Origin of the sequence: Paenibacillus sp. FSL P4-0081 (assembly GCF_000758565.1) — a bacterium.
Taxonomy (GTDB): Bacteria; Bacillota; Bacilli; order Paenibacillales; family Paenibacillaceae; genus Paenibacillus_AQ; species Paenibacillus_AQ phytohabitans.
The window spans coordinates 2,824,502-2,850,242 of record NZ_CP009280.1 but is presented as its reverse complement, the minus strand read 5'-3'; the positions used below and the strand labels follow the sequence as shown (position 1 = coordinate 2,850,242).

Here is a 25,741-nt window from a genome sequence, read left to right as displayed (position 1 = left end):
TGTTCATTATAATCCGCTATCCCCTGTCACCAACGTATCTGTCGCGTCCGGCTCCCATTCCTGCCGCGAACAAGAGCACGCTTGCTGCTGCCAGCAGTGCCAGCGGTGTGTTCCAGCTGTTCGTAGCATCATGCAGCAGACCGAACAGTGCAGGTCCCATCGCGGCCAGCAGATAACCGGCAGACTGGGCCATGCCCGACAGCTCACTGGCTTCCTGCGTAGTCCGGGTGCGCAGGCTGAAGAACATCATCGCCAGTCCAAAAGCGAATCCCCCGCCGATTCCAATGCATACCGCCCATACCGCCATCAGCTCCGTGCTGCCCAGCCAAATTCCAAGGATGCCAATGATAAACAGGATAGAAGTAATAACTACCAGCAGACGCTGGTTCTTCATCCGTCCGGCCCAGAGCGGTACAAAGAATGTAAACGGCAGCTGTGCCAGCTGCATCAGTGAGAGAATCCATCCCGCATGGCTGGAGGACATTCCCCGCTCCCCGAGAATAACCGAAAACCAGGCGATCAGGACATAGTAGAGCAAAGACTGCAGCCCCATGAACAATGTAACCTGCCAGGCGAGCGGGGAGCGCCATACGCGCACAGCCGAAGACCGCACGGCGCCTGTACTGCTTGGGCTAAGGCTCTTCATCTGCGGAATCCAGAGCAGGGTAGCCAGCGCAGAGATGATAAACCACAAAGCCAGGGTTCCCCTCCATCCAAGCCCCGCATGTGAGGCCAAAGGAACACTGATTCCTGAAGCAGCAGCTGCACATATATTCATGGAGACCGTGTAGATTCCGGTCATCAGGCCGATGCGGTGCGGGAATTTCCCCTTGATCAGTCCCGGCAGCAGCACATTGCAGACGGCAATGGACAGGCCAATCATTGCCGTACCCGCAAACAAGGTAACCGTTCCGGAAGCTGAACGGACGAGAATCCCCATTGACAGCGTAAGCATACCCAGCATCAGGATATTGGCAAGTCCAACTTTGCGGGCTAGCTGTGGGGCGAATGGAGATAGTAGCGCAAAGGCCAGTAACGGCAAGGTCGTGATCGCTCCAGCCAGGGTATTAGACAATCCCAGGTCATCACGGATCATCTCCAGCAGAGGTCCGACTGAAGTGAACGGGGCACGCAGCGCAGCTGCGACACAAATAATACCGGTGATGAGCATCCACCGGCTGGTGGTATTTGAATCATGCGCGGACAAGCCTGGCTCCGCTATGTTGCTTTTTTGACGGCTGAATTTCATGTTGTTCCTCCAAGGCCGCAGCAAAACACCCGTCAAGCCGGGGGCTTGTCAGGGAATAAAGCTGCTGTATGTAGTAGACTTTCAGATCCATGGCACATGTCGCCATTATATCTCTTTACGCTGGAGGTTGCACAAATTTAAGTTAGTTCCGAGGGTTGACAATACGTCTGAACATCGTCTGCAGCAGGAATAACCGCCGGTCGCAGCGACCGGCGGCAGTACACTTAAGGTGAAGCTACATTATACCCAGAGAGATTTAGAGATGATTACGAGCAGGATGAACAGAACCAGAATCGCGCCAGTGGAAGTGAATACTCCGCCGTATCCCCCAACATTTTCGCTCATGTTAACTCCTCCTTTATACTTGAATACAGTTAAAATATGTGGAAATAGCCTTTCACGACTGGGTGAAACGGTAATAAATCAGATGAATTACATGTAATTTTAAACATCTTACCGTTGACAAATCATGTAACCCTCTTTAGTATCCTAAGAATAAGGTTCACTTGAGAATCAATCTCAATAACCAGATACATAACACACTATAGAAAAGAGTGAACAAGAGATGCTGCGTCGTTTTTTCTCCTATTACCGCCCTTATAAGAAGCTGTTTATCCTCGACTTCACCTGTGCGGTAGGTGCCGGTCTGCTGGAGCTTGCTTTTCCCGTAGCGGTCAATAAATTCATTGATGATCTGCTGCCGGGTCAGGACTGGCCGCTGATTCTGATTGCCTGTGTGGTCTTGCTCGGAATTTACGCGCTGAATACGGCAATGAACTATGTTGTCACTTACTGGGGGCACATGCTGGGCATTAACATTGAGACCAATATGCGCAAAAAAATGTTCGATCATATTCAGAAGCTGTCCTTCCGCTTCTTTGATAATAACAAAACAGGTCATCTGCTCGGCAGAATTACCAATGACCTGAACGATATCGGCGAAGTGGCCCATCACGGGCCGGAGGATGTGTTCATCGCTGTCATGACACTGATCGGTGCATTTATTCTGATGGCGGATATCAATCTCCAGCTGGCTGTAATCACCTTCATCATCGTGCCGGTTATGGCCTGGGTCATCATCCATTTCGGCCGCAATATGACGGAAACTTACCATCGTCTGTTCGGCAATGTGGGTAACTTTAATGCCCGGATCGAGGACAATGTCGGCGGGATTCGCGTGGTTCAGTCTTTTGCCAATGAAGAATATGAGAAAGAGCTGTTCGCTGTGGACAACCAGAAATTCCGCCAGACCAAGCTGATGGCTTATAAGCTGATGGCCAAAAGCTCGTCGGTCAGCTATATGATGACCCGTCTGATTACCATTGTGGTGATGGTCTGCGGTGCCTGGTTCTTCATCCAGGGAGAGCTAGAGATCGGGGAATTTGTCGCTTTCATCCTGCTGGCCAACGTCTTCTTCCGCCCGATTGAGAAAATCAACTCCGTCATCGAGAGCTATCCGAAGGGGATTGCCGGGTTCAAGCGTTATCTTGAAGTGATTGATACCGAGCCTGATATCGCGGACAAGCCGGATGCTGTAGAAGTAGGCTCACTCCGCGGGGATATTAGCTTCAGCAATGTTAGCTTCGGCTATGAAGCGGACCGTACAGTGCTGGCGGATATTAGCCTGAAGGTTAATGCAGGTGAGACTATCGCCTTCGTCGGACCTTCCGGTGCCGGCAAAACAACGATCTGCAGCCTGCTTCCCCGCTTCTATGATGTGACCGGCGGAGCCATCTCCATCGACGGGATCGATATCCGCGATATGAAGCTCACCTCGCTGCGGAAGCAGATCGGGATCGTGCAGCAGGATGTGTTCCTCTTCTCCGGCACGATCCGTGAGAATATCGCTTACGGTAAGCTGGATGCAGAGCTGCCGGAGATCTGGCAGGCAGCACGTCAAGCTCACCTGGAAGAACTGATCAACAGCCTGCCGAACGGGATGGATACCGTTATCGGGGAACGCGGCGTCAAGCTGTCCGGCGGACAGAAGCAGCGCCTGGCGATCGCCCGCATGTTCCTCAAGAATCCGCCGATTCTGATTCTGGACGAAGCCACCTCGGCCCTCGACACCGAGACCGAAGCGGCGATTCAGCAGTCACTGGCTGACCTGTCCGTGGGCCGCACAACCCTTGTCATCGCCCATCGCCTGACAACGATCAAGAATGCCGACCGGATTATCGTGGTCAGCGAGGACGGCATCTCCGAGGAAGGCCGCCATGAGGATCTGGTGGGCGCCGGAGGCACTTATAGCCGCCTGTATCAGGCGCAGTATAATGCTTAGGAGTACACATTAAAAACCTTGCGAGATGCGGCCTGCGGGCTGCACTTCGCAAGGTTTTTTTCGTTCACGGGCCTCATTCCCGCAACCTCCCGTGAACAGTTTCGTCAATTAGTATATGTAATGCAACTAAAGAAAGGCGGGGGTCTTAGGATGAAAATAAAAATACTCATATTGCTAACGGCTGTTATAGTCCTATGCGGCTGCTCGAGTAGTACTCGGATTAAGGGCGGCTCTGCAATTGATTGGGTGGATTTCCTAAAGTTGAATGGACATTCCTACACCGGATCTTGGGAAAACGTGATTAAGAATCCGGATCAAGTCACCACTGAGACTGTTGGTAAAGTGGACTTTAAAGTCGCGGATGTCGTTACTAATCCTCATTACCAGACGAAGGATGGCGATGCAGCCTTTTTGGAAAAAGGAACAAAACTATACCGCGTTGAAGGCTTTAAGACAGACGAAGTTATTGCCGCTAAAGATGAAACACGCATCGGCGGATTCCGTTTATATGTGGAGGATGATTACTCCAATAACCTGCAGCAGCGATATAACGACGTCATTAAACACAATATAGAGCGGGTTGAACTATATCATCAGGATGATGTGAAGCCTTACAAAACTCTAACCGATGATGAAACCAAACGCTTCATCCACCTGCTGGAAAGCGGAAAAAACACACAAAATTACAGCCCTCAGAATAAGGACGGTGATCCGGAATATTATCAGGTAGTCCTATATACCGGCGGGCCGTTTGCCTTCTCCTTTTCTCTTGTTGATGATGGTGTCAATGTGTTCTTTTCGCCTTGGGATACCAGAATTGTCGGCGACGAAATCCGAAGTTTAATACAACCTTAGAAACGGCGTATAAAGTACAATCAACCAAACCGCAAGGTTACCTATGCCCCAGTTTGTTCGTTTAAGATTGGCATCTGCTCATCAGCGTTAAGTGTTCTAATCATCAGTCCTGCCCAGAAAACGGATCGCCAGCTCTCTATAAAAGTCGATTGATTCCAGGTAAGCCTCAATATCCACCCACTCATCCGGCTGGTGGGCAAGGCGGTGGTCGCCCGGTCCGTAGATCAACACCGGAAGCCTGCCGTTATCATGCAGCACGGAGCCGTCCGTGTAGTAGGGTACGCCTTGAATTGGAGTTACGTCTCTTGCCGCATCACCTTCTGCTTCTTCAGCAGGGCCTCCCGCTTGGCCCTGCCGCCTCTGCTGCGCAGCAATTTCCAAAGCCGTAGTAATCAAACGCTGGCCGGGATCAGTATAGACCACACTGCGGTCCAACAGCTGCTCTACCTGATAACGGTAGTCCGCATGACGCTGCCGGATATCCTGGAGCTTGTCCTCAATCTCCCTCAGCAGCGGACCATGCTCCAGCGGCGGAACGGTGCGGATATCCACATCGATGGTGCAGGAATCCGGGACCACATTGGTCTGTACACCACCGGTAATCTTGTTCACGGACAGGCTGCTGGAACCAAGAACCGGATCTGTGGCCTGCCACTCCAGAGCATGGCGGTGCAGCAGCGCGATTACCTCCATCATGCCCTCCACCGCATTGAGTCCAAGCTGCGGCATGGAGCCGTGGGCGCTGCGTCCGAAGAGGGAAATGCGCAGCCAGAGGGCGCCTTTGTGGCCGACCGCCACCCGGCTGCATGTCGGCTCGCCGATGACGAGGCCGTCCAGCTCCGGCAGGTCGTGCCTGTGCTGCTCGGCATATAGCCGTGCGCCGCAGCTGTCCACCTCTTCCCCGGCTGTCGCCAGGATGAGCAGATCACCGGCCAGCCGGATGCCGTCCTGTTGCAGGGAAGCTGCGGCGAGCAGCATGGCGGCCAGGCCGCTTTTCATATCCGAGGTGCCCCGGCCATACATCCGGTCCCCCTCAATCACCGCGCCGTGCGGGGGATAGCTGCCTGCTGCTTCGCTCCAGGGACTGACCGTATCAAGATGGCCGCAGAACATCAGCTTCCGGTTGCCGGAGCCGGCAATCACCGCCTCCAGGTTGCTCCGTCCCTGCTCCACAATCGTAATGCTGCTGGATATGCCCAGCTCCCGCAACACCTCCTGCAGCAGCAGAGACAGCCTGTGCTCATTGCCGGGAGGATTACAGGTATCCACTTGGATCAGACGCTGCAGAAGAGGCACGGCAAACTCGCGGCTTCTCACATTGATCATAGTTCAACATCCTCCTTGGTTAGGTAGTTTCAGTTCAATTTAATCCAGTTCAACTTACTTTCATACAGGCTTCCAGCACGCCCATCCAGATCGTGCATATAACTTATGTTGAAATCTACGTGATCTCCGGGATTTTTGCAGCCGCAAAAGTCACGTTGTCCTGGAGCATACGTATCACTCAGGACAAAACCTTGGCGCCGCTAAACGTATCAGCTTCTTCCCCTCCAACATTTCCCGGATGATCGGCTTCCCCAGCTATCGGAGGCACATTGTATTCGGTTTTTCACATACATTTGGCTCATCTACTCCATTCGTCGCACATTGTATTCGGTTTTTCGCATACATTTGGTCCGTTTGCTCCATTCGCGGCACATTGTATTCGGTTTTCCGCATACATTTGGCCCGTTTGCTCCATTCGTGGCACATTGTATTCGGTTTTTCACATACATTTGTTCGCAGGCTCTCATACATCGCAAAAAAGCCGCCACCCCGTATAACAATTGGTGTGACAGCTCTTGGAAACATCTTATTTCTTCGCGATATGGCACTTCAGCAGCTTGCCCTTCACGGTTGTCTCCTTCATCGCCTGCAGCACAAGCGATCCCTTACCGTTCAGAATATCGACGTAGGTTACGTTGTCCTGGATCGTGATGATTCCGATGTCCGCAGCCGTGATGCCCTCAAGCTTGGCGATAGTGCCAACGAAATCGACCGCGCGGAGCTTCTTTTTCTTGCCGCCGTTGAAGTAGAGCTTCATGATGTCCTGGTTCATGACCTCGGTTTTGCCGGCTTTGCGGACCTGCTGCTTGCCCAGCTTCAGATCGAACGCCGGTTTGGCGTAGACCACCGCATCATCCGAAGGAGCTTTCATCTCCGGCAGGGTGAAGCCGATGTAGCCTTCGATTTCCTTGACCCATTTGTGCTCATTCGGCGTAACGAAGGTGATCGCTTTACCGCTTTTGCCTGCGCGGGCGGTCCGGCCGGTGCGGTGGACGTAGCTCTCTTTTTCGAGCGGGATATCGTAGTTAATGACATGGGTGATGTTCTCGATATCAATCCCTCTGGCTGCAACGTCGGTGGCGATCAGATAACGGAACTGGCCCCGCTTAAAAGCATTCATGACCTCAAAACGCTCGTCCTGCTCCATGCCGCCGTGGATTTTGTCCACCGGATATTCCAGATCCGCCATCCCGCGGAAGAGGGCATTCACCTGCTCCTGGGTCCGGCAAAAAATAATACAGCTATCCGGATTCTCCACTGTCAGCAGGTCGCTCAGCAGTCCAAACTTGGCAGCTTGTCTCACTTCAATCAGCGCATGCTCAATTGACGCCGTCGTAATCCCGCTGGCTTCAATCTCGATATCCACCGGCTCCGTCATGTACTTACGGCACAGATTCTTAATCACTTCCGGCAGCGTCGCCGAGAACAGCATCGTTACACGTTCCTTCGGCAGCTGCTTGATAATCTTCTCAATCTGCTCAATGAAGCCCATGCTGAGCATTTCGTCCGCTTCATCAATCACCAGATATTTAATCCGGCTAAGATTCAGCGTTCCGCGGTCGATATGGTCGAACACACGGCCCGGCGTGCCAACGACCACATGCGTCTTCTGAGTCAGCTCGATCTTCTGCGGGGCAAAAGGCTGCTTGCCGAACAGCGCTACCGCCTTAATCCGCTTGAAGCGCCCGATATTCGTAATATCCTCACGCACCTGCTGGGCCAGCTCCCGGGTTGGGGTCAGCACCAGTGCCTGGGGTTTGTTCTCATTCCAATCGACCAGCTCACAGAGCGGGATGGCGAAGGCTGCGGTTTTGCCGCTGCCCGTCTGTGACTTCACGATCAGATCCTGCGCCTTCAGCGCTACCGGAATGACCTTCCGCTGCACCTCGGTGGGGTCTACGTACTTCAGAACCTTCAGCGCGCGGATAATCTCTTCATTCAAACCATAATCACTAAACTGTACTTGTACTTCACTCATATTGTATCCAACCTCTTCTATGCCGATTGTTCCGGTTCAAGCGGGGTCTCCCGCGTTCCATCCATCTTGCGCATTATTCCATTATAACACCTACTCTGCCCCTTGATTCCATTCCTTATAAAATTGCTCCAAAAAAATCAGCATAAACTGATGCCGCTCCTCCGCCAGCTGTTTGCCGTAAGAGGTGTTCATGAGGTCCTTCAGCTTAAGCAGCTTCTCATAAAAATGATTGACCGCCGTTCCCTTGGAATAGTTGCGGTATTCCTCTTTCAGCGAGTCGTCCCTTGGCGGAATTTCCGGATCATAGACCGGACGGCCCTTCGCTCCTGAAAAGACCATTGTACGCGTAATCCCGATCGCCCCCAGCGCATCCAGACGGTCCGCATCCTGCACCACTTGTCCTTCCAGCGTAGACATCGGTGCGCCACCGCCGCCGCTGAAGGACATCGTCGAGATGATCTCCATAATCTGCTTGTTTGCAGCTTCATCCGGGAGATGTGCGGCCAGCCAAGTATGTACTTTGAGCAATCCTGCTTCTTTGGAGGGATTCAGCTTCTCGTCGGCCACATCATGCAGCAGCGCGGCGATTGTGCAGATCACCACGTTGGCCCCTTCCATCCCTGCGATCAGCGCCGCTGTATTGCGCACGCGGTTAGTGTGAAACCAGTCATGGCCGGTGGTATCCTGGCCCAGTTGCTCCTTGGCGAAGTTCTCTGCTTCTGTGATAAGCTCTGTATGATTCATTATGATTGCTCCTTTGTAAAAATAGGGATATAGGTGTTGCACAGCTGTCCCTGATCCGCTATAATGTGCAGTAATTAAAAGCTGAAGGGAATGGATTCACATGAACTGCCTGTCCATCATACCGAATCAACTTCATCATCACAAGCAGCGTTAGCACACACCTGAATTCATTCAGGGAGGGCTAACGCATTTCGCGTTTGACCTCCCTGCGGCATATCGAAGCGCGCGGGACCACGGGGTCCGGCGCGTTTTTTATTTTACCGGAATTCAATAACAAGGGAGCTGCTAATGATGCAAAATATTAAAGGAACTTATGATTATTTCGGCCGGGAACAGGCCATCCGCCAGAATGTCCGGACCACACTCCAGGAGCTGTTCGAGCTGTACGGCTTCGAGTCGATGGATACCACTCTGCTGAACGAGCTGGAGCTGCTGACCTCCAAATACGCCGGGGGCGATGAGATTCTCCGCGAAATGTATCAGCTGGCTGATCAGGGCGGGCGCAGACTGGGGCTGCGTTACGATCTGACGATCCCTTTTGCCAAGGTGATTGCCATGAATCCGGGAATCGAGTTCCCATACCGGCGTTATGAGATCGGCAAGGTGTTCCGCGATGGGCCGGTCAAAAAAGGCCGCCTGCGCGAATTCCTGCAATGTGACGCGGACGTCGTCGGCATTGCCGGCCCGCAGGCTGAAGCGGAGCTAATGCAGCTGGCAGCGGAGGTCTTCCGCAGACTGGATATTCCGGTGGTTCTGATGTGGAACAACCGCCGGTTCCTGGGCGAGATTCTGGGCGCGGTCGGCGTTCCGGCGGAGGAGCAGCTGTCCGTGATGCTGACCCTCGACAAGCTGGCCAAGATCGGCAGCGGCGGGGTGCTGGCAGAGCTGACGGACAAGCAGCTGACTGCGGACACGGTTCGGCTGATTTCGGAGCTGCTGGAGCTGGATAACCCGGGGTTCGGGCAGCTGGTGGAGAAGTATAAGCTTGAAGGCCAGCCCGGCGCGCTTGAAGTACTCGCGCTGCAGCAACTGATTGATGCGATTGGGCTTGGCGCCGTTTGCGTCTTCGATCCCTTTCTCTCACGCGGCCTCTCCTTCTATACCGGAACCGTCTATGAAATCTTCGACGCATCCGGCAGCTATACCTCAAGCCTTGGGGGCGGAGGCAGATATGATGCGATCATCGGAAAGCTCGTCGGGCGTGATAATATAGAGTACCCGACGGTCGGGATCTCCTTCGGGATGGAGTCGATCATGGCCCTGCTGGGCGAACGTCCGGCGGATACGGCGACCCGTTCCGGGGTCCTGATCATTCCGATCGGCGGATATCTGCCGGAGGCTCTGGTTGCCGCCGCTGCGCTCCGGACCGCCGGCATCCGCACGGGTGTAGACACCGGCTCGCGCAAGCTCAAAAAAACGTTGGCCACAGCGAGTTCTAAAGGTATACGGTATGTGATTATGGTTTGTGAGAGCGAGGCGGCTGAGGGCAAGCTGCGGCTCAAGGATATGACGCTGGGGAGCGAGAGATTGGTTACGGTGGGGAAGGCGGCTCAGTTGATTGCCGGGTAAAGCTTGTTGAGTCTGCTCCAGGTCCAAATTCACTGTCAGACAGACAAGTTTGCATACGCTCCACTCACCAGTATCTGAATACAGATGCCGGCGGCTGATAGTTGTACGTTTTGCAGGTTGCTATAAGCTCGACCTCTGGGACAACTCATTGTTGTAATTGTGCAAGATTTCCGTCAGCCGGGTGCGCCGAGCCGAAAAATGTTGTACTTTTTGCAGGATTTCCGCTCATTTGGCGGCTGCATTCACAAATTGTTGTACTTTTTGCAGGCCTGTTGATTCCCCATATTATGGTATGGATATAATTCCCAAAACAACCTTGTTCCTGAGCAGACTAAGTTGAACCTGCCACTCCAGCGGAAGACTAAATATACGCCAATGCTGCATAAATTCCCAAAGGGTCAGTTGAGCAAAGGCAGGCACGTTGGGGTGGATTTCATCATAAACACGTCTCAAAAGTACATAGACCGCAAGGGCCACAAACAATTGGCTGTATACTGCATTTTCAGTGGTTCCAAATAGACATGGCACGTTCAGATGCTGTTTAATCCAGCGGAAAAAGACTTCAATTTCCCAGCGTGCCTTATAGATTTCAGCGATCACATAAGCAGACTCTTTTCTCAAATCGGTCACGACCCGTACGACTTCCCCCCGGTCATTCTCAAATTCTACGACCCGGTGGCGCTTAGCGGATTGGCACTTCCCTTGACCGATATAACAAGTAATATCACGAACAATGTTCGTTTCTCCCTCTGCGGGTCGCTGGAGGTTTCTCGGCTTCACCAAATGGAGATTGTCTTTGAGTCGAATCACAAACGACTGGCCCTGGAGCACATATTGATCCAATCTGCTGATTTTTCCGTACGCCCGATCCTGTACCAAAATGTAGTCCGTATCTGCCAAGACTTCTCCAAACGGAGCGTCATTGCGCTTCGCGATCGATTCCTCCACGTTCACGGGTGAACGCTGACCCTGCGAAAGAGCAACATGCAGCTTAATGCCCCCTCTGAATTTTTTGTACGAGGCCCAAGGCATTCGGGAGTTCGCCGCCGTGACCGTAGTCGAGTCAATCAGCAGAAGATCTTTAGGCAGATTCAGATGCCGCCGGGTTTGACGGTTACATTTCGTGACGAGCATTTGAAAGATACGTTTGAAGATTTCGTAAGGGACTTCACCGGCCTTGCCGGAAAGGGTGGAGTAATGAATCTCAGGCAAGTCAAAGTTTGGGCCTAAGCGGGCACTTTGCCGGAAGCCGTCCCATTTGTGGTAGCAGGCTTGGACAAAGTAATCGAGTAGCAACCCGACGGTCATTTTGGTTCCTCTATCCACGTAGTCCTTGGTTTGTCCGGTCACCATTTCGACTTCATCCGATGTTAACACTTGTTTGAAAACAGCTAAGAATGGGGTATATTTATTCATGAGGTCGCCTCATTTCGGTTTGGTTTGGTCGTACTTACCATTACCCGAAATGGCGGCCTTTTTTGTCCCTTTTTTTGGGAAATCAACACGCCTATACTTTTTGCAAGATTATCTTCAGATTGGCGCATCCCGGGCGCCGATTGTTGTATTTCGTACAACAATTCCCTAAAACGGGATTTAAAAAGCACCGATTGTTGTATTTAGTGCAGGATTTCCCATAGCTCCGTGCTAAAAAAGTTAAAAAAGCTGCCTCCGTACGATTTCCGTACCAGAAGGCAGCTTTTCTATAGCCTGGACTTAACAGCATGAGCTTCGCCTAACTATTCCTACGCCTATTTCCCCTCATTAATCGCCCGGATCAGCTCCAGCGGCAGCTTCGGTACGCGGTCATACGTCAGCAGGCCGTTTATCTCCTGTTCCACATCCGTAAGCTGGGTGTAGCAGTAGCCCTGCACCACCCCGGACAACAGCAGCGGCTGTATCACCGCCCGCAGACGCGCGGCGAAGTCTTCGTCGTTCTCTGCGCCGGAATAGCCCCAGCCGTCCCAGTCGCTTTTTTTGTAGGCGACGCCGCCGAATTCTGTGATGAGAATCGGCTGGTCCGCATACGGGAAGCCTTCTACCGCCAGCTTGCGGTTACCCGGCAGGCCCCTGACGGCCAGCTCCACGGAGGAATAGCGCTGCTCAAGCACCTCGCGCCGCCACTCGTAATCGTGGATGTTGAACAGGTCTGTGGTGACCAGCTCCCAGCCGTCATTGGAGACAACCGGTCGCGTCCCGTCCAGCGACTTGGTCAGGTGGTACATCGCCTGGGCATGCTGCTGCTGCTGTTTGTCGGCAGCGATGTTCGGCACGCCCCAGCTCTCGTTGAGCGGAACCCAGACCACAATCGAAGGATGGTTGTAATCCCGTTCGATGCTCTCCTGCCATTCCTGGGTGAAGCGGCGGACATACTCTTCGGAGTATTCATAAGCATTGGCCGCTTCGCCCCAGACGAGTAAGCCCAGCTTGTCACACCAGTACAGGTAACGCGGGTCCTCCAGCTTCTGGTGCTTGCGCGCACCGTTGAAGCCCAGCTCCTTGGTCAGCTCGACATCCCGGCGGATCGCCTCATCGCTGGGCGGTGTCAGGTTGCCGTCCGGGAAATACCCCTGATCCAGCACCAGCTTCATGAAATAAGGGCGGTTGTTGAGGCAGAGTCTGCCGCTTTCGACCGAGATTTTGCGCATACCGAAATAACTGGTTACCAGATCCAGCACCTTCCCGCCATCCAGCAGGGTAAAAGTGACATCATAGAGATTCGGCTGCTCCGGCGACCACCAGTGCCCGTGCCCATGGTCATTGAAATCACTGAGGGTAATGCTCCGGGACTCTTCCGGGTTGCGCACAGAGTACATATCACTTGAAATCGGCTGGCCTTCAAACGTGATCTCCACCTGAAGTTTCAGGGAATCACTGTTCAGCTCTCCATTACTGGTTAGCGCACCTTTAATGAAGGAGCGGATTTCGATACTTTTGTGGTCAATATCCGGCGTCAGCTTCACCTTGCCGAGATAGACGGAGGATACCGCCTCCATCCACACCGTCTGCCAGATCCCCGTTGTCCGGGTATAGAAAATGCTGGCTGAATCGCTTTTCCAGTATTGCTTGCCCCGGGGCAAAGTTACGTCCTTGCTGTAATCCACAGCTTTGACCACCAGAATGTTAGGCTGACCCACAGGCGCGAGTGCGGCGCTGATCCCGGTATGGAACGGCGTATGCCCGCCCTCATGCTTCGCCACCAGTATTCCGTTGACCCAGACGGAGGCCTCATAATCGACAGCACCGAAATGCAGCAGAATCTCCTTACCTGCAAAAGCCTCCGGAATCTCCAGCTCCCGCCGGTACCAGACGATATCATGAAATCCGGGATCGCCGATCCCGCTCAGGCTGCTCTGAAAAGCAAATGGAAGCTGTATCCGCTGAGCCAACGGTTTATTTCCCAGATGCCACTGTTCCCGGCTGCCTACATTGTCATCGTCAAAAGCAAACTCCCACTCCCCGTTCAAATTCACCCAATTGTCGCGTACAAATTGCGGACGCGGATATTCCGCACGATGCTGATTTGTCATTATTTCATCCTCCAGTTTCCCGTGTGATTAAATTTCATTGCCATCCGGCCTTGCTGCTGCAACCCTTATTAGTCCTTACTGTCACTCCCGGCCATCTATAGAAGCCGCCTGTGCCTTGCGTATGCTGTCCCTGTATTCTTTGGGCGAGATACCGCAGCAGTTCTTGAACACCCGGTTGAAGTGTCGCACATTGCCAAAACCTGTCTCCTCAGCGACCCTGCTGATTTTCTCACCTGTGAAGGCCAGCTTCTTGCGGGCTTCTTCTATCCGGATATGTGTCAGGAACTCGATAAAAGTAACGCCGGTCCTCTGCTTGAACAGATTGCTGAAATATGCCGGGTTCAAATACACCTCGTCCGCCACTTCCTTAAGGCTTAGCGGATGATCATAATGCTGCGAAATGTAGCGCTGGGCGGCGGCAACCGGATCGAGATCCTTCACCTCTCTGGACTTCGCAATACAACCCGTCAGGGTAAGCAGCAATCCGCGGCATTTCTCGGCCAGCTCCTGCCGCGAAGACAGGCTGCACACATCGAACAGCACCTTGCGGATATCCTTTGACCCCAACCAGGATTCGGTAACATTAAGCTCTTCGGATAATTCGTAGTAGTACAGCAGCAGCTTGCAGATTTGCTGATGAATGCTCTCCGGCGATTCTGCCATACTGCACAGCTCTTCAATCATATGTTCAACAATCGGGCCGATGCTGGCCACTCTGCCCCCGGTAATCGACTTCTCCAGCATCTCCCATGACCATTTCAAGGGTCCGCTTCCGGAATGGGGGCGCTCTGTCATTTGGGCATAATCGAGCAGCTTGTCACCGCCTTCGATTAACCGGTATAAGAGGGCAATTCCGGCTTCATTATAAGCTTTCGGAATACCCGGCAGTCCTTCCGCCGGATTACTGACCCCGATGGTTACCGTCAGGTTGGACAAAGAGCGTATCTGTCTGCGAATCAGGTCGCCTAGAGCTCCCGGTGCCGATAAGGAATGCTGCGGCTCAGCTATATTCAGCAAAGCCACGACCTCGGTATCCGATAGCACGAAGCTTATGCCTGTAGCATGGCGGTCAATCATTTCCTGGACTACCTGCTGGATATACAGGAGGAACAGGGAGGCGTCGCCCCGCTGATAACGCTCCTTCTCCACCGAATGCTTATCCAGCTTGATCACCATGCAGATGAAGTAGGGATGCCCGAAGGCAAAACCCATCTCCCGCAGCAGCTGCAGGTCGCTGTCTTCTGTTTTGCCCTTCAGCAGACTCTCGATCAGATGACCGGCCACATGCCGCTTCAGCACAGGCTGGACCTGCCACAGTTCTTCCTTACGGGCCGGAAGCGCCTTGCGCTCGGCCAGTTCCCGCCCCAATCTCTCCAGCACACGCCCCAGCTCCTGGCGTTCGACCGGCTTCATCAGATAATCCTTCGCTCCCTGGCGCATTGACTGCTGCACATAAGCGAACTCGTCATAGCCGCTGACCACGACGGTCATCAGATCCTTGAAACGTCCTCCCGCCATCTGCTGCAGCTGGATTCCGTCCATACGCGGCATTCGAATATCAGTGAGCAGCACTTCAGGCGACAGCTCGGCCAGCTTGTCAAGCGCATCATAGCCGTCAGTGGCTTCACCGACCACCTCCCAGTTCCCCTCCAGGCTGGTGATCATTTTGCGCAGACCTTTGCGGAAGACAGATTCATCGTCAACAATCAGTATTTTAGGCAACTCCGTCATCCTCCCTTGCTCTGCCCTGATGGGTAATAACCGGCAGCTTGAGCACTGCCTTGAAACCCTGATAAGGCATACTCTCCAGCGAAAGACCATATTCATCGCCATAATGCAGCACAATCCGGCGGTGAACATTCAGCAGACCGTTGCCTGAGCGTCCTCCCAGCTCCTGCGTATTCCGCAGATGCAGCCGGAGCGCCTCAAGCGCTTCCGCATTCATGCCGATGCCATCATCTTCAACGGCGATTCTAAGCACCTGATCGCTGCTGTCTGCAGTCAGCGATATGCGGCCCCGGCCAACACCTTTGTCCAGTGCATGATTAATTGCATTCTCCACCAGCGGCTGGATCATCAGAGGAATGACCTCACAATCCAGCAGCGAAGGTTCGATGGTCATCGTGAAGTGAATGCGTTCTTCATAGCGCATCTGCTGAATTGCCATATATCCGCCGACATGGTCCAGCTCATCCTGAAGCGTCACATGCTCCTTGCGTCCGCTGAGGCTGTAGCGCAGCAGCTTGCTTAGATTGTTGGACATTGTAATAATCTCCGGACTTCCCTCTAGCTCGGCGTACATGCTGATGGAACCCAGTGTGTTGTACAGAAAATGCGGATTGATCTTGCTCTGCAGCGCGGCAATCTGCGCATCCTTCTCCCGGATCTCTGTCTCATAGAGCAGATACCCCAGCTCGCTGAGCTTGGCAAGCATGCCGTTAAATGAATGGCCCAGCATTCCTACCTCGTCCGTACCGCTCACCGGAAAAGCCCTGCTGAGGTCTCCCCGCTCGACACTGCGCATCAGCCGGCTCAGCTTGCGCAGAGGCTGGGTGATCCGGTAGGCGATGAACACATACAGCAGCAGGGCCAGGCCTACACAGATGATGCCAATAAGAATAATGTAGGTGCGCAGAACCTCGGTATCTTTCATCAGACTGGAGACCGGTACAATGCCCACCGTGGTCCAGCCGGTCACTTCAGAAGTTACGTGGGCCATCAGCAGCCCTTCCCCCTCTGACTTCACATGTCTTACCCCTTCACTGGCATTATCCGGAGACAGGGAAGGCGCTGCCTGTGGCAGCCCATGATCCTTACCGATGACCAGTTTGCCGGAATCATCCGTAATGTACAGCAGCTCCTTGGCGTCCAGCTTTACTTTGGACAGAATCTCACTGATGAACTTGGGGTCCACATCAATGACGATGTACCCGAGGGTCACCCCGTCATCGAAGCTGCGCAGCTCCCGCACAATGGAGAACGCCTGATACACATTTCCGCCGCTTGAGCTTAAGTCATGTGTAGCAACATACACGGGCTGCCCGTAGTGACCCTTGAACTTGTTCAGCCAGCTGACATTTTCATCGAGCTTATAGGTCGTCACATACTGGCTCTCCGGCATGACCACATAAGAGGCACCGCCGGTGCCGTATAATGAGACACCCAGAATATCTACCCGGCCGTTCAAAAACACCTGAGTGACGAAGCTGTTCAGTCCGCTGATCTCATCCAGTGTCAGAGGTTCGCCAGGAGCACGCTTGGTTGCAAGATATTCGGTAACCTTGGGATACTGATAGGGCATCACGGTCAGCCGGTTCAGCTCATTCATATAGGTGTCGATATTCAGGGTAAGCTGCTTCAGCGTCTGAAGCTGATAATCGCCAACCTTGCGCTCCGTTGTTTCGGTGAAGCGTGCGAAGGCGAAATAGCCCATCAGCCCCAGCGGCAGCACAATGAATACCACATTGATAAGAATAAGCTTGCGCGCGAGCGCCAGATTCCTGAACCAGCCGCGAAATGATTTCAACCGCATTCTCCCCTTTGATCCCCTTACAGTCATTTCTTCAGCTGAAGGTTAATGCTGTCCACCGCATTTTGCAGAGCCTGCTCCGGGCTTTGCTCCTTGTAGATCATTTTCTCAAACTGCCGGATAATCTCTTCATTAATACTCCACTGCTTCACATTTCTCGGCCAGTAGGCTACGGAGTTGGCGGTATTGGCATAATCACTGCGGAACTTCAGTGCAGCATAAGCTTCGCTCTCCACGACCTTCCGGGAACTCGGCACATGCCCTGCTTCCGCCCACATCACTCCATGCTCCACCGCCCAGCGGGTAAAAATCATAGCAGCATTACGCTTCTCCGCACTCATCTCACTATTGGCCGGAATAGCCAGCGTATGCGAATCTCCCCAGACCGCCGGATGGTCGTAGATGACCGGAACCGGCACCACGCCCAGCTCCAGGTTCTCATCCTGCTCAAAAGCGCCGGTTCCCCACACACCCGTAATCAGCATAGCGGCCTCCCCGTCATAGAACAGCTTGAACGCATCATTAATATCCGGCGGAATCAGCTCCTGCTGATACAGGCTGTTCACGAACTCCAGTGCCTGAAGCGATTCCGTGTTGTTAAAGACAGCCTGCGTACCTTCCGGATTGTAAAAGACACCACCGCCCTGCATCTGATTGTACAGGCTCCACCACAGCCACACGGAATCAATACGTGTGCTGGGCAGAGCCAGCGGAGCCACACCTGGCGGTAACTCTGCCTTCAACTGCTGCAGGAACTCCGTAAATCCCTGCTCTCCTTTGCCGATCAGCGGTTTGTCCCCGGCATCCAGCAGCCCTGCTTCTTTTAAAAACTTCTTATTGTAATAGAGCACTAACGTATGCGTATCCAGGGGTACAGCATAATGGGCACCGCCGTAGACCGTGGACTCAGCGATTCTAGTATTGAACTGGCCCCAGTCCAGCCCGGTATCCGCAGCGAGTCCGTCAAGCGGCTCAATATAACCGTTCTGTACGAATTGCGGCAGATTGGTAGCATGGATAATCGCCAGATCCGGTGCATTACCGGACAGAATTGCCGTACGCAGCCGCGAATAATAATCATCAAGCCGGGAATTGATCTGATCGATCCGGATATCCCCGTGCTCCCGGTTGAATTGCTGCACAAGTTCGGTCATGAAAATGTTATCTCCGCCGCTGAATGGAGTCCAATACTCCAGAGTTACCGGCTCAGCGGCAGACTGTGGGGATTCCTCTGCCCCGTCTGTACCGCAGCCGCCCATCACCAGCACCAGAAGCATAGCCAGCAGCAGAATTGAAAGCGCAATCAGTTTGTTCCGTTTGTGTCCGCTAAAGCGTCCCGTATCTCTCATATGATTAAGCCCCCGTCAAGCATGCAATCTATGAATCTACCCGGCTTATTCACTCTTCTGCCATATATCCATATAATCTATACCGAAGCTGCCTTGTCTGTCAAAAAGAATAATTTCATTCGCACCGCCCTGTAATTCCAGCTCCAGTTCAATGAAGGATACCTGGTTTCGTCCCTGAGATTCCGGGGTCAATACGATCGTAGAATCCCCGTTCACCCCTACCTCCAGCTTCGCATCCGGTGAAGCGTTAAGGACAGCTACGGAGACAGTGTAAGTCCCGCTTCCCGGTAGACGGATGTTGCTGAAACGCAGCGCCGCATCACTTCCGCTGAGGGTTGCCGCTGCCCCGCCCGAGGCATACGGGTTAGCCTCCGCATCAGCATTCCCCTCCAGCGTCTGGGCTTCACCTTCATAACGCGGAATTTCAATAGCCTTCAGTTCAACTGCGCTTCCCTCCGGCAGCTCAAAGGCTACTGTATTCATCCCGGCTGTGAACGGTATGCTCAGATAGGCGTATCCGGTTTGGCCTCCCCCGGTAGGCGGCAGCTGAAGCTTTGACGGCGTTCCAGCATTCACTGAAACTGCCGCCTCCGCCGGTTCTCCACCCGGATTCACATAATGCGCCAGCAGCGGAGTATCGCTATCTACTGTGGACGGCAGAGACGGGAACTCCAGCCGGTTCCCGCTGCGGATGGCATTCTCAGCCTGGAATACTCCCATTCCAGCGGGAACCTCAAGCGCCGTGCTCAGCGCCAGCGGCTTCCCGAACACAGGTTGGCCGCCATCGTCCCAGTTGACCGGCTGGGACCGTGCTTTGCGGTTGTTCCAGCCGTCCGCCGCTCCAGTAGTCGCGTGATAGACAATCCACTGCTCGCTGCCATCCGGCGACACCGTAAACGAGTTATGCCCCGGCCCGTACACTCCGGCGGCTTCATCCATTTCCAGCAGCGGCTGCTCCGTCTTGGTCCAGTCTGCCGCCTCCAGCGGATTGCCGCCGGGCTTCAAGGCCAGCAGGCCCAGACTGTAATGCGGTGTCCAGCTGCCCGCGCCGGAATAGACAATGAAGACGCGTCCGTCATGATGAAGGACCGACTGGCCTTCATTGATGTACGGCGGACCTCCAGCCTGCTCCCACGGAAGCAGCGGCTCGCTCAGCAGCACCCTCGGACCGCTGATTGTCAGCGGATCACTCATTGGCGCAATATAGGTGTTCTGCGCAGCGTTGACATCGCCCTCCCAGCCGGACCAGACGAAATACAGCTCATCATCCACTTCCATTGCCAGCCCGTCGATCGCCCACTTGTTGGTGTCGTCGGTGACTTGGCCCTTGAAGGTATAATCGCCCAGCGGATCACCGCTGTCCCCCTGCAGCACATACATCCGGTGATTCTCGTTATTTCCATCATCTGCGGCAAAATAGATATACCAGCTGCCCCGGATGTACTGGAGCTCGGGCGCCCAGAGATTCGCCGAGTAGGCGGTCTCCGCCGGCGGATACCATACCACTCTCCGCTCGGCCTGGCGGAAATCCAGGGTACGTGACTTCATCACCATAATATCCGTTCCGTTATGGGTGAAGGTCATGTAATAATATCCATCCTTGTAGATCACGCTCGGATCAGGCGTATCGATCTCGGCAAGTGTGTTCTTAAACGTTCCGCCATGCCCGTTATAGACTTCATCTATCCTGCTATTATTGTGCTGCTGCACTAAATATGCACCTCCCGCCAATATAAGTAACAGAACCACCGCAAGGGAGTAGACTATTCTACGTGAGTTTTTACCTGTCCATGCCTTGTGCGGTTTCGCTGATTTCATTTCCATCTGCTTCCCTCCAAGGGTTATGGAACAGTTTTATATAAGATGTACAATAGAAATTAACAAAAAGCAGGTAGGAACGAATGGGGAATTTGGAACTATAGGAGCGGTAGCGACCGCCTGAAAGCTTTCCGCAGGAAAGCTCCCTACGGAAGCATAATCAGTCACCAGGTTTCCACCGCGAAAAAGCGGTTCTAATCAAGAAATCTGGGGACAACAGCGGCCGGAAGTCCAAATGTTCACCGTAGTGACGAATATGCTTCAAGTTCAAATCTTAAGTGCGGACGGAAGTCCAAATATCTACAGTAGTGACGCCTGAGCTTTATGTTAATTTATGAAGTACAGCTTATATCTCCTGTTCTATCACCCGTTATTTCACACCCGAGCTCGTAATCGCCTTAACGAACGACTTCTGGCCGACAATGAAGATAATCAGCACCGGGAGCGCCGCGATGGTAGTCATGGCCATTAATTTGCCGTAGCTCTGGGTGTAGCTTCCGGTAGCCATCATAGCAATCCCTGCGGTGATCGTCCGCATCTCCGGTGAAGTGGTTGCATACAGCGGCCAGACAAAGTCATTATAGATCCCCATGAAAGTGAAAATGCCCAACGTCATCATGATCGACACTGCGGAAGGCAGCAGGATCCTGGCATACAGATCCCATTTGTTCACCCCGTCGATCCGGGCAGCCTCTTCGATTTCTTTCGGGAAGGAGACAAAGAACTGATACAGCAGGAACACGCCGAACGCCCCGGCTGTAGCCGGCAGAATCAGCGCCTGATACGTGTTGATCAGCCCCAGTGTATTGAACTCAATGTACATCGGCAGAAAGGTCAGCACGCTGGGAATCATCAGCGAGGCAATGAACATGGACAGCAGCGTACGGCGCAGCGGCAGATCCGGCAGCCGGGCCAGGGCAAACGCCGCCATCGAATCAATTAGCAGCACGATAGCTGTGCCCACAATCCCTACTGACAGGGAATTGATGATCCAGCGCAGAATCGGCGTATTCATCAGCTCCCCGCTCAGCCCCTGAACGAAATTATCAAGGGTAGGCTTCTGCGGGAAGAAATTCATCCGCCCGGAGAGGGCTTCGAAGTCATTTTTGAACGCAGTGGACAGCATCCACACCAGCGGCAGCAGCACGAACAGTGCAATCAGAATGGCCAGCAGCAGCAGGCCGGTTTTTTTGGCTTTTCCCATTTATACCTTCTCCTTCCGGTTCGTAAGACGGAACTGCACGATAGACACCATCATGATCAGCAGCGCCATCAGAATCGCCATTGCGGAAGCTGAGCCGATATCCTTGCGCACGAATGCCTGGTCCAGCACATTGATCAGCAGCACCTTGGTGGTGTCTCCCGGCCCTCCGCGCGTCAGCAGAAACGGCTGGGCATAAATGTTGAAGGACGCGATCGTTGAGGTAATCATCACGAACAGCATCACCGGGCGGATCGAAGGCAGTGTAATCGACACAAACCTGCTCCACGCGCCCGCCCCGTCAATAGCAGCAGCCTCGTAATAATCTTCAGGCACTTCGTTGAGCGCATTCACAAAAATAATCATATTGAACCCGATCGTCCACCAGAGCGTCGTGAGCACCAGCGCAATCCACACCCAAGGCGTAGCCGTCAGCCACGGGATCCCCGTCAGGCCCAGCTTTTGCAGCAGACTGTTAATGAATCCGGCATTGGTATCGAACATCATCAGCCAGATCACGGCCATAACCGAAGCCGACAAGGCATAGGGCAGGAAATAGAACGTCCGGAATAGCCCCCGGAGCTTCGCCGGCAGTGCATTGACCAGCATCGCCATTCCCAGCCCCACAACGATCAGCAGCGGCACGGAGTACAGGACAAACTGGAAAGTCGTCCACAGCCCGCGGAAGAAGATACTGTTCTCATAAGTCCCCGGGGTAAAAATCGTTATATAATTCCGCAGTCCCACAAAGGGATGCGCGGCAGACAGCAGCTCAAAGTCCTGCAGGCTGATCACAACACCGTACAGGATCGGAAACAGCAGAAACAATCCGAAGGCTGCAAGATAGGGCAGTATGAACAGAAATGAGGTGAAGCGGGAAGTCCATGTGCTTTTCAAAAGAGATTCCTCCATTCCTTCGTATAAAGAAAAGCGGGAAGCTATTCCGCGCTCCCGCTTTTGCTTACCGAAAAGTTCACTTCGTCATGAGTGCTATTTCATCGCCTGACGGGATTTGGCTACAGCATCATCCATGGCCTGCTGTGGTGATTTTTTGCCAAGAATGGCATTGCTCAGCTCGCTCCACACCGGCTCGACGATGGTGCCCCAGTTCAGCACATTCGGTGCAAACTGTACGGAGGAGAAGCTCTGGGATACGGTACTCTGGAACTCCATAGCTTTGAATTCTGCACTGTCCATAACAGTTTTGGAAGCTACCGCCTGACCGGATTCGGCCCAGTCCAGCGAGTTGCCGGAGACATATTTCAGGAAATCACCGATGCCGGCTAGCGTATTGCTGTCTGTCACAGCCTTCGGAACCACAAAGCCGTGGGAGCCTGCATAAATAGCCTGCTTTGCTTTGCCGATCTGCGGCATAACGGCTACGCCATAATTGAGCCCGGCTTCATCAAACTGTGATTTCATCCACGGTCCGTTGAACTGAATTGCATTCTTGCCCTGCAGGAACAGCGTGTTCTCGCCATCCTGCTGAACATTGGCCGGGGAGATGCCCTTGTCGACCATATCGCGTAGCCACTGCACCATTTCTACAGCTTCCGGGGAATTGTAAGCTACATCTGTTCCGTTCCACAGCTCTCCGCCATTCTGCCAGACGAGTGACGGGAAGATGAACTGCTGAGGCCAAAGGGTAGGAACTACATATCCGTAGACTCCTTTGGATTTATCCGTCAGCTTCTCTACGGCAGCGTCGAATTCAGCACGGTTTGTTGGCGGGGCGGTGACTCCCGCTTTCTCAAACAAATCCTTGTTGTAATACATCACTACGGGATGAATATCGAGCGGAATGGTGTACAGCTTGCTGTCGATGGTGGCGTACTTCACCGGGGCTTCGGCAAAATCAGCAGGATTAATTCCGGCAGTTGCCGCCAGCTCATCCACAGCCTGCAGCTGATCCTTGCTCTGGTAGGTCGGCACCTGATCCACGTGCATAATCATTAGGTCCGGCCGTTCCTTGCCGGTGCTGAGCGCAACATCCAGCTGCTTGTAATACTCACCATTGGGCTGGATCACGAAATTCACTTTGTATTTATCCTGGGAGCTGTTGTATTTATCTACGATTTTCTTCATGAACGGGCCATCCGAGCCGGAGAACGGTGACCAGAACAGAAGCTCTGTCTTCTTGCCGCCGCTGCTGCCTTCTCCCTGCGTCTCCTTGCCGCTGTTGCCGGTGTTTGCGCTGTTGTTCTTCGCATTGTTCCCGCTGCAGGCGGTTACTACCATTGCCAGCATCATAACCATCAGTAATAGTGATGTTACTTTTTGCATGGATCGTTTCATCTGTGTACTCCCCTTTTACCCGGTAATTCAAAGCTGGCTGCGCTTTGATGTCTTTATGTTACCGCCCCAAGGGATCGCAAAAAATGTCCTCAGTCTAGGATCAATGGACATATTTACAGATTGGCGGGCACGCTGCCGGGGTCTAACGTATGAATTCAACGCTCAGAGGTCCGAATCCAACGGCGGCTCCCGGAGAATAAAATCGCCCTGAGGGCACAATTCCTCCACCCTATTCCTTCGCTGCGACACATTGTATTCGGTTTTTCACATACAATAGGCTCGGTTACCCTCGTTGCGACACATTGTATTCGGTTTTTCGCATACATTGGGCTCGGTTACCCTCGCTGCGACACATTGTATTCGGTTTTTAACATACATTGGGCTCAGTTACCTCACTGCGACACATTGTATTCGGTTTTTCGCATACATTGGGCTCGGTTACCCTCGCTGCGACACATTGTATTCGGTTTTTCACATACATTGGGCTCAGTTACCTCACTGCGACACATTGTATTCGGTTTTTCGCATACATTGGGCTCGGTTACCCTCGCTGCGACACATTGTATTCGGTTTTTCGCATACATTGGGCTCGGTTACTTTCACAGTGAAGCATTGTATTCGGTTTTTCACATACATTAGGCTCGGTTACCCTCGCTGCGACACATTGTATTCGGTTTTTCACATACATTGGGCTCGGTTACCCTCGCAGTGACACATTGCTTTTACAGCACATTTCCTCCATAACTCACTGCGGGAATCTCATTAATACATCGCATAACTTCCCAGCATAATTACTTAAACTGCACAAAAAAACGGTTGATCAGATATCTCCTAATACATCAAAAAAAAGCTGCCCCACCGGCATAATCACCGGGGAACAGCTGATGTTGAAGAAACAGACCGCAAAGGGCTCTGCTATTTATTAAGTACAACTGGACGCTGCCCTCACTCTATCACGAAGGGTTCGATGCGGCTGAACAAAAAACGCTCACCCTGCAGATATTCTCTCAGGTAAGCCAGTGCATACGTCTGTTCTTCCCGCAGACCGGGGATTTCATCCGGATTAGAGATGTGATGGCTGTAATTTCCGATCATGATCATAACGAAGAAGCATTCCAGCTTCCGTTCATAATCCGGCTCCAGCTCCCGGACACTGCTATATCCCTGGATCAGGCTACCGCGCTGTGCCGGGGAGAGCTCCAGCAGCGCGGCAGCCATATCATAGAGGAAATATCCGTATCCGCAGCGGCCGAAATCGATCGCACGCGGCTGGCCTTGGTCAAAAACTATATTTCCGCTATGCAAATCGCCGTGAATCAAGCCGTAGCTACTGGCGTCAGGCTGCATGGCTTCGAGATCAGTCCGTATTTTCGCGGCAGCAGCCTGATAGAGCTTCCATTGTTCCTCCGTTACCATTACCGCGTGATGCTCCTCCAGCTTGCTCCACTCCAGCTTGAAGCTGTCTGCTCCCCATACCGGGCGGGTGAAGCCGGCAGACGGAACGAACGTTGTGGCCGCTTCGTGCATACCGGCCAGCATGTTCCCCATCCTGAAGATATGATCATCCGGCAGATTGACCTCTACGGGCTCTCCTTCCACCCAGTGCATCACCGTTGCCCAGGCAAGCCGCCGCTCTTCGCATCCAGTCTCCAGGATATAGCCGCCGCCGGAGCTGGCCAATCCTTGCGGGACCACAAAGCCCGCCGTCTGATTGAGATACCGGGTCCATTCCAGCTCCGACAGGATCTCCTCCCGGCTGAAGCGCTCACCATGAATCCGCAGCAGAAAGCTGCCGGAATCTTCTGTCTCAATCCGGAAGGTGACGCTATCCGACATCCCGATAAGCTCAATCCTGTTCCATTCCAGATCATACTCTGCCAATGCCCTGAGTGCTATATTCCTGCCCGATCTCCAGAGGGCCCGCGATGAATCACCCGTACTGCCGCTGTATAAACTATCTTCCGTCATCTTCCTGCCTCCCGCATTGTATGTCTGTAATTATATGGGTGGCTCACCGGAT

At 53.2% G+C, this 25,741-nt stretch carries 18 protein-coding genes; 3 read left to right on the top strand and 15 right to left on the bottom strand.

Going from position 1 to position 25,741, the window contains the following annotated elements; translation table 11 throughout:
• Positions 1 to 16: 16 nt before the first annotated feature.
• Positions 17 to 1,249 (bottom strand): CynX/NimT family MFS transporter, encoded by a 1,233-nt coding sequence (locus P40081_RS11865; RefSeq protein WP_042135635.1) that lies wholly within the window; start codon positions 1,247 to 1,249, stop codon positions 17 to 19.
• A 240-nt stretch (positions 1,250 to 1,489) separates the two neighbouring features.
• A complete protein-coding gene (locus P40081_RS39310; RefSeq protein WP_231575333.1) occupies positions 1,490 to 1,594 on the bottom strand; it encodes a YjcZ family sporulation protein in 105 nt (34 codons plus the stop codon).
• A gap of 220 nt (positions 1,595 to 1,814) precedes the next feature.
• On the opposite strand from P40081_RS39310, the gene P40081_RS11860 reads away from it, so the two are divergent.
• Both P40081_RS11860 and P40081_RS11855 read left to right on the top strand, forming a co-directional pair.
• The gene (locus P40081_RS11860; RefSeq protein WP_042135633.1) at positions 1,815 to 3,530 is read left to right on the top strand and encodes an ABC transporter ATP-binding protein; all 1,716 of its coding nucleotides are present in this window, start codon (positions 1,815 to 1,817) and stop codon (positions 3,528 to 3,530) included.
• A gap of 150 nt (positions 3,531 to 3,680) precedes the next feature.
• The gene (locus P40081_RS11855; protein ID WP_156118589.1) at positions 3,681 to 4,385 is read left to right on the top strand and encodes a hypothetical protein; all 705 of its coding nucleotides are present in this window, start codon (positions 3,681 to 3,683) and stop codon (positions 4,383 to 4,385) included.
• A 96-nt stretch (positions 4,386 to 4,481) separates the two neighbouring features.
• On the opposite strand, the gene P40081_RS11850 is transcribed toward P40081_RS11855, so the two are convergent.
• The 3 genes from P40081_RS11850 to P40081_RS11840 form a co-directional block, all read right to left on the bottom strand.
• A complete protein-coding gene (locus P40081_RS11850) occupies positions 4,482 to 5,711 on the bottom strand; it encodes a M20 family metallopeptidase (RefSeq protein ID WP_042135629.1) in 1,230 nt (409 codons plus the stop codon).
• Between the two features lie 526 nt (positions 5,712 to 6,237).
• Positions 6,238 to 7,689 carry a DEAD/DEAH box helicase gene (locus P40081_RS11845; RefSeq protein WP_042135626.1) on the bottom strand — a complete coding sequence of 484 codons (1,452 nt, stop codon included), beginning with the start codon at positions 7,687 to 7,689 and terminating at the stop codon, positions 6,238 to 6,240.
• Between the two features lie 90 nt (positions 7,690 to 7,779).
• Complete coding sequence (locus P40081_RS11840) at positions 7,780 to 8,433, bottom strand: HD domain-containing protein (RefSeq protein ID WP_042135624.1); 654 nt, start codon at positions 8,431 to 8,433, stop codon at positions 7,780 to 7,782.
• Positions 8,434 to 8,721: 288 nt separating this feature from the next.
• Between P40081_RS11840 and P40081_RS11835 the strand changes: the two genes are divergently transcribed.
• Positions 8,722 to 10,002 (top strand): histidine--tRNA ligase, encoded by a 1,281-nt coding sequence (locus P40081_RS11835; protein ID WP_231575332.1) that lies wholly within the window; start codon positions 8,722 to 8,724, stop codon positions 10,000 to 10,002.
• A 285-nt stretch (positions 10,003 to 10,287) separates the two neighbouring features.
• Here P40081_RS11835 and P40081_RS11830 read toward each other — a convergent pair whose 3' ends face one another.
• The 10 genes from P40081_RS11830 to P40081_RS11785 all read right to left on the bottom strand — a co-directional run bounded on the left by P40081_RS11830 (position 10,288) and on the right by P40081_RS11785 (position 25,689).
• The gene (locus P40081_RS11830; RefSeq protein ID WP_042135621.1) at positions 10,288 to 11,418 is read right to left on the bottom strand and encodes an IS4 family transposase; all 1,131 of its coding nucleotides are present in this window, start codon (positions 11,416 to 11,418) and stop codon (positions 10,288 to 10,290) included.
• 332 nt (positions 11,419 to 11,750) lie between these two features.
• On the bottom strand, positions 11,751 to 13,529 hold the full coding sequence (locus P40081_RS11825) for a glycoside hydrolase family 2 protein (protein WP_197074351.1): 1,779 nt from the start codon (positions 13,527 to 13,529) through the stop codon (positions 11,751 to 11,753).
• Positions 13,530 to 13,610: 81 nt separating this feature from the next.
• Positions 13,611 to 15,251, bottom strand: coding sequence for a response regulator (locus tag P40081_RS11820; RefSeq protein ID WP_042135616.1), 1,641 nt, complete (start codon positions 15,249 to 15,251; stop codon positions 13,611 to 13,613).
• Positions 15,244 to 17,055 (bottom strand): cache domain-containing sensor histidine kinase, encoded by a 1,812-nt coding sequence (locus tag P40081_RS11815; RefSeq protein WP_231575331.1) that lies wholly within the window; start codon positions 17,053 to 17,055, stop codon positions 15,244 to 15,246. The genes P40081_RS11820 and P40081_RS11815 overlap by 8 nt, the downstream gene beginning before the upstream one ends.
• Before the next feature lie 29 nt (positions 17,056 to 17,084).
• Positions 17,085 to 18,407 carry an ABC transporter substrate-binding protein gene (locus P40081_RS11810; protein WP_042135612.1) on the bottom strand — a complete coding sequence of 441 codons (1,323 nt, stop codon included), beginning with the start codon at positions 18,405 to 18,407 and terminating at the stop codon, positions 17,085 to 17,087.
• A gap of 45 nt (positions 18,408 to 18,452) precedes the next feature.
• The gene (locus P40081_RS11805) at positions 18,453 to 20,117 is read right to left on the bottom strand and encodes a family 43 glycosylhydrolase (RefSeq protein ID WP_231575330.1); all 1,665 of its coding nucleotides are present in this window, start codon (positions 20,115 to 20,117) and stop codon (positions 18,453 to 18,455) included.
• Between the two features lie 478 nt (positions 20,118 to 20,595).
• Complete coding sequence (locus tag P40081_RS11800) at positions 20,596 to 21,429, bottom strand: carbohydrate ABC transporter permease (protein WP_042135609.1); 834 nt, start codon at positions 21,427 to 21,429, stop codon at positions 20,596 to 20,598.
• A complete protein-coding gene (locus P40081_RS11795; protein ID WP_231575329.1) occupies positions 21,430 to 22,323 on the bottom strand; it encodes a carbohydrate ABC transporter permease in 894 nt (297 codons plus the stop codon).
• Positions 22,324 to 22,416: 93 nt separating this feature from the next.
• Positions 22,417 to 23,721, bottom strand: a complete 1,305-nt coding sequence (locus P40081_RS11790; protein ID WP_042135606.1) for an ABC transporter substrate-binding protein — start codon at positions 23,719 to 23,721, stop codon at positions 22,417 to 22,419.
• A gap of 945 nt (positions 23,722 to 24,666) precedes the next feature.
• Positions 24,667 to 25,689 carry a phosphotransferase enzyme family protein gene (locus P40081_RS11785; protein ID WP_042135604.1) on the bottom strand — a complete coding sequence of 341 codons (1,023 nt, stop codon included), beginning with the start codon at positions 25,687 to 25,689 and terminating at the stop codon, positions 24,667 to 24,669.
• Positions 25,690 to 25,741 lie beyond the last annotated feature (52 nt).